The 4,860-nt window shown below is 76.6% G+C and carries 2 protein-coding genes; both read right to left on the reverse strand.

The window, feature by feature from the left end; all coding sequences use genetic code 11:
- Nucleotides 1-2,289: hypothetical protein (locus ACFV6I_RS19405; protein ID WP_380426558.1), on the reverse strand; the 2,289-nt coding region annotated here is incomplete at its 3' end.
- A gap of 219 nt (nt 2,290-2,508) precedes the next feature.
- Nucleotides 2,509-4,623, reverse strand: a complete 2,115-nt coding sequence (locus ACFV6I_RS19410) for a putative bifunctional diguanylate cyclase/phosphodiesterase (RefSeq protein WP_380426560.1) — start codon at nt 4,621-4,623, stop codon at nt 2,509-2,511.
- Between the last annotated feature and the right edge of the window lie 237 nt (nt 4,624-4,860).

Raw genomic sequence — 4,860 nt, forward strand, 5'->3', positions numbered from 1 at the left:
GCGCCCCCCGCGCGCCCCGCCGCCCCCCCCCCCCCCGGCGCGCGGGCCGGCCCGCCCCGGGCCCCCCCCCCCCGCCGCCCCGCGCCCGGCGTCGTCCCCCGGGTCGGCGCCCACCGCCCGCCGCCGCAGCGCCGACCAGCGGCGCCGGACCGCCTCCGGCGCGGCGGTCGGGTCCGGCGCGGGCCGGCGCACTGTGGCGCGTACGGCCGTGCGGAGCCCGGAGCCGGCGGCCAGGGCCGCGTCCACCACCACCGCCGCGACCAGGGCGGCGAGCTCCGCCGCCCGTTCGGGCAGCGGCAGCCGGTGCAGGGTGGTGGGCAGCGGCGAGAGCCGGCCGAGCAGCCGGTCGCGTTCCTCGGGGCGCACGCTCAGCCACACCACTAACCGGTGTGCCTCCTCGCGCTCCTGCGGGCTGAGCCCGTCGCCGCCCCGCCGACCGCCGCCGACGGTGCGGGCGGCACGGTCCACTTCGGCCAGGACGTCCGGGAGTTGGGCCAGGGCGAGCAGTCGGGAGCAGTGTTCGCCGGAGCACTCGGGGTGGAAGCAGTCGTAGCGGGCGGCGACGGCCGGGGCGCCGACCCGGACCAGTGCGTCGATGAACGCGGCGCCGTCCGGTTCGGTGGCGATGCGTTCCAGCCCGGGGGTGTCGATCGGGCGGTCGAGGTAGTAGGGGGTGGCGGAGGGGGCGAAGGCGGCGCCGAAGGCGAGCACCGCGAGGGCGGCCACGGCGTCGCGGCGGGAGCCGGGAGCCCGGGCGACGTCGGTCAGGTGGTGCAGGTCGAAGACGTTGTCCTGGACGTCGTCGCGCAACCAGTCGCGCAGCCGCTCCGCTCCCCCGGCGGAGAGCCAGCGGGCCGCGTCGCCGGAGCGCCGGAGCAGGACCTCGGCGAGCTTGGCCGGGTCGGTGAAGGGGGATCCGAAGAAGGTGATCGGCCGGTGGGTGCGGCCGGTGTCGGCCCGGGCCTGTCGCCGGACCACCGCGGGGCTGCCGCCGGCCAGCCAGCTGCGGACCTGCGGGGCGGTCCAGCGGTCCTCCGGGTTCTTGGTGAACAGCCCTTGAAGGAGCAGCAGTTGGCGGGGGTCGGCGAGGGCCGAGAGGTCGACCTCGTCCCCCAGGACCAGTTCCAGTTGCAGCACCTCGTCGCTGATCAGCAGGCCGTCCGCGCCGAGGAAGCGGGGGCGGCCGGTGAACAGCTCGTACAGGACGTTGCCGAGCGCCCACCAGGGCCCGGCCTCGTGGTTGCGGCCGGCCAGGAGCTCGGGGGCCATGTACGGGATGGTGACGATCGTCTCGGGCGTGAAGCGGCGGCTGGCGGTGAGCCGGGCGACACCACCGAAGTCGGCTATCACGAACTCCCCGGGCTCGCGGCCGGGGCGGACCAGGACGTTGGCCGGCTTGAAGTCCAGCGGGTTGCGCTCGATCCGCCGTTGCCAGAAGTCGAGCAGGGCGACGAGCTCGTAGACGATCCGCTCGGCCTCCCGCCGGTCGGTGTGCCGGCCGCGCTTGCGAAGTTCGGCGAAGTGGTCGGCGAGGGTGACCGGCAGGTACTCCATGGCCACCCAGTCGAGTTCGGCGCCGTGGTGGCCGACCCGGCCGAAGGCGACGATGTGCGGGACGTGGCGGCGGTAGTCGTCGTTGCGCAGGTAGCCGAGCAGGTCGGCGTCCATGGCGTGGCCGGCGGTCGTCACCTTCACCGCGGCCTCGCCGCCGCCGTCGGTGCGCCGGACGTGCCAGACGGTGCCCTCGGTTCCGGAGCCGGCCACTCCGAGCGGGGCGAAGCGGCCGCGCAGGGCGTCGGGGAAGGCGCCCGCGAACCGTCCGCCGGTGGGCCCCGCACTCTCCGACACCCCACCCCCCGGTATCCCACCCTCCGGTATCCCGCCCTTCGACACCCCGCCCACGGGGCCCTCGCCGCTCCGACTGGGCCCGGGGCCGACGTTGTCGGCCCAGCCGGGGGCGGCGGCGCGCCCGGTGCCCGCACGCCGCTGGACCTTGGTCGGGGCCTCCGGGTCGACCCGCTCCGGCGCGGCCCGCTGGACCCTGGTCGGCGCCTCCGGGTCGAAGCGGGCCCCGCCGTCCGGCTCCCGCCCGGTCGCGGCATCGGGGTCCGTCCGGGTGCGCGGGACGGCGCCGAGCCGGGACGGCCGGTCCGGTACGACACCGAGGCGCCGCCCCCACGGCCGCCGGTCCACCCTGGTCGAGGGCTCGGGCCGGGGCCCGGGGCCGCTCTCCGGCCAGGGGCCTCGTCGGTCGTCGTCGGCCGGGCCGGCATCCTCCGGTGTGGCCATGGCGGCGCTCTCCTCCCCGCTTCCCGGGGCCGGCGCGGGGCCGTAGCCACGCACCACACGGCCCCGGGTGGTGATTTTGACGCGCCATCATCCCGCATGGTGGGCCGTGGTGTTGGCCGATTTTCCGGAACGCGACCGAGCGGTTGCACGACCGCCGCCGAACGCCACCGCGGGCCTTCCCCACCTGCTCGGCCCCTACCCCCTGACGGCCCCGACGCGTCAGCCCCCGACCGGGCGTCCCCGGGGCTCCTCGGCGATCCGGCGGGCGATCTCGGCCGGCCGCACCGGGCGACCGAAGTGCCAGCCCTGCGCCCAGTCGCAGCCGATGGTCCGCAGCCGTTCGGCGTCCTTGCGGGTCTCCACGCCCTCGGCGGTGACGGTCAGCCCGAGCGCGTGCGCCATCGACACCAGGCCGCTGACGATCCGCCACCCGGTGGACTCGTCCTTCTCCGGGTCGTGCAGGTCGCCGACGAAGGAACCGGCGATCTTCAGCCCGGAGACCGGCAGGTCGCGCAGGTACGCGAGGTTGGACCAGCCGGTGCCGAAGTCGTCCACGGCCAGCGACACGCCGAGGTCCACCAGCCCGTGCAGGGTGCGCAGCGCCTCGTCCTCGGGCCCGACCACGGTCGACTCGGTGATCTCCAGCTGCAGCCGGGCCGGATCGAGTCCGGTCGCATCCAGGATCCGGCCGAGGTCGGTGACGAGCGCCGCGCTGCGCGCCTGGCGGACCGCCAGGTTGACGTTCAGCTGCGGCGCGGCGTCGCCGAACCGCTTGACCCAGTCCGCGGCCTGGCCACAGGCCTGCTCCAGCACCCAGCGGCCGAGCGGCATGATCAGCCCGGTCTCCTCGGCAGTGGTCACGAACTCGTCCGGGCCGAGCACGCCGAGCTGCGGGTGGCGCCAGCGCACCAGCGCCTCCACCGCGGCCAGCTGGCCGTCCGCCAGCGCGTACAGCGGCTGGTAGTCGATGAAGAACTCGCCCCGGTCGAGGGCGGCCGGCATCCGCACCGACACCGCGTAACGGCTGACCGCGCGGGCGTTCTCCTTGGGGTCGAACAGTGTCCAGCGGCCGCGGCCGGCCTCCTTGGCCCGGTACAGCGTCAGGTCGGCGGCCCGCACGGCCGCGCCCGGGGTGGTGGTGGACACCCGCCGCTCCAGCACGCCGACGCTCGCGCCCACGGCCAGCTTGTGGTCGCCGATCAGCACCGGCCCGGCCAGCGCCTTGAGCACCGTCTTCGCCGCCGCGACGGCCTCCTGCTCGCCCCGGCAGTTCTCCAGCAGCACCACGAACTCGTCGCCGCCGAGCCGGGCCACCAGGTGGCCGAGCGGGTTGAGCGCGGCCTTCAGCCGGGCCGCCACGGCGGACAGCAGCTCGTCCCCGGTGTCGTGGCCGAGGCTGTCGTTGACCACCTTGAAGCCGTCGAGGTCGACGTAGCAGAGGCCGAACCTGGCGCCCGGATCCGGATCCTCGAACAGCTTCTCCAGCCGCTCGAAGAAGGCCGCCCGGTTCGGCAGGCCGGTCAGCGGGTCGTGGGTGGCCTGGTGGCGCAGCCGCTCCTGGAGCCGGTAGCGGTCGGTGACGTCCTCCAGCATCGCGACCTGGTACTGCGGGACGCCGTCGTCGTCGCGGATCAGCGAGACGGTCAGATGGGTCCAGACCACCTCGCCGTCCTGGCGGTAGTACGGCTTGTCGAACTGGAAGTAGTCCCGCTTGCCGCTGATCAGCTCCTCGTACGCCTCCCACACGCCCGGGGTGTCCTCGGGGTGGACGAGGTCGCCGACCCGGCGGCCGGTCATGTCCTCCGGGCTCGCGCCGAACAGCTCCTGGAGCGCCTTGTTGACCGCCAGGATGTTGCCGTCGGTGTCGCCGATGCCGATCCCGATGGCCGCGCTCTCGAACAGCGCCCGGAACCGGGCCTCGGAGTCGCGCAGCGCCCGCTCGGCCTCCTTGCGGGCGGTGTCGGCGGCGGTGCGGATCGCCTCCTGCTCCCGCAGCGTGCGCTCGCGCAGGGCGGCGGCCCAGCCGGCCGCGAAGGCGCCGGTCAGGGCCGGGCCGCGGTCGTCGCCGAGCGGCTGCACCTGGAGCAGTTCCACCGCCCGGGCCAGCACCACCGGGTCGGTGAAGTGCGCGTCGACCAGTTCCGCGCCGGCCTGCTCGGCCAGCCGGGGCTCGAACGGCTCGCCCAGCTGCGCGCGGTGGAGCAGGGCGGCGGTGCGGGCGGTGAGGCGGCCGAGCAGCCCGGGGTCGACGGCCGTGCCGTGGTCGGCGGAGAGCAGTCGCGCCCAGGCCTCGTGGAACCGCTCGGCGCTGGCGGCGACCGGGGCGGCGCTCATGCGTCCGCCCGGGTGCGTGCGGTCACCGCTGCGGGGTGGCCGCCGCAGACGGCGGCGGTCCGGGCGGGGGGCGCAGTGGTCCGGGCAGGGGACGCAGTGGTCCGCGCGGCGGGCACGGCGGGGGGTGCGGCGGGCGGGGGGGGGGGGGCCCCCCCCGCGGGCCCCGCCCCCCCCCCCCCCCCCCCCGCGGGGCCCCCCCCCCCCCCCCCCCCCCCCCCCCCCGCGGGGGGGCGGCGC

It is taken from the genome of Kitasatospora sp. NPDC059803, assembly GCF_042732255.1.
In the GTDB taxonomy this organism is placed as follows: domain Bacteria; phylum Actinomycetota; class Actinomycetes; order Streptomycetales; family Streptomycetaceae; genus Kitasatospora.

Bases quoted from the DNA above. Each gene is read 5' to 3' on its own strand.
- ACFV6I_RS19410 (WP_380426560.1), bottom strand. From the start codon at position 4,623: ATGAGCGCCGCCCCGGTCGCCGCCAGCGCCGAGCGGTTCCACGAGGCC.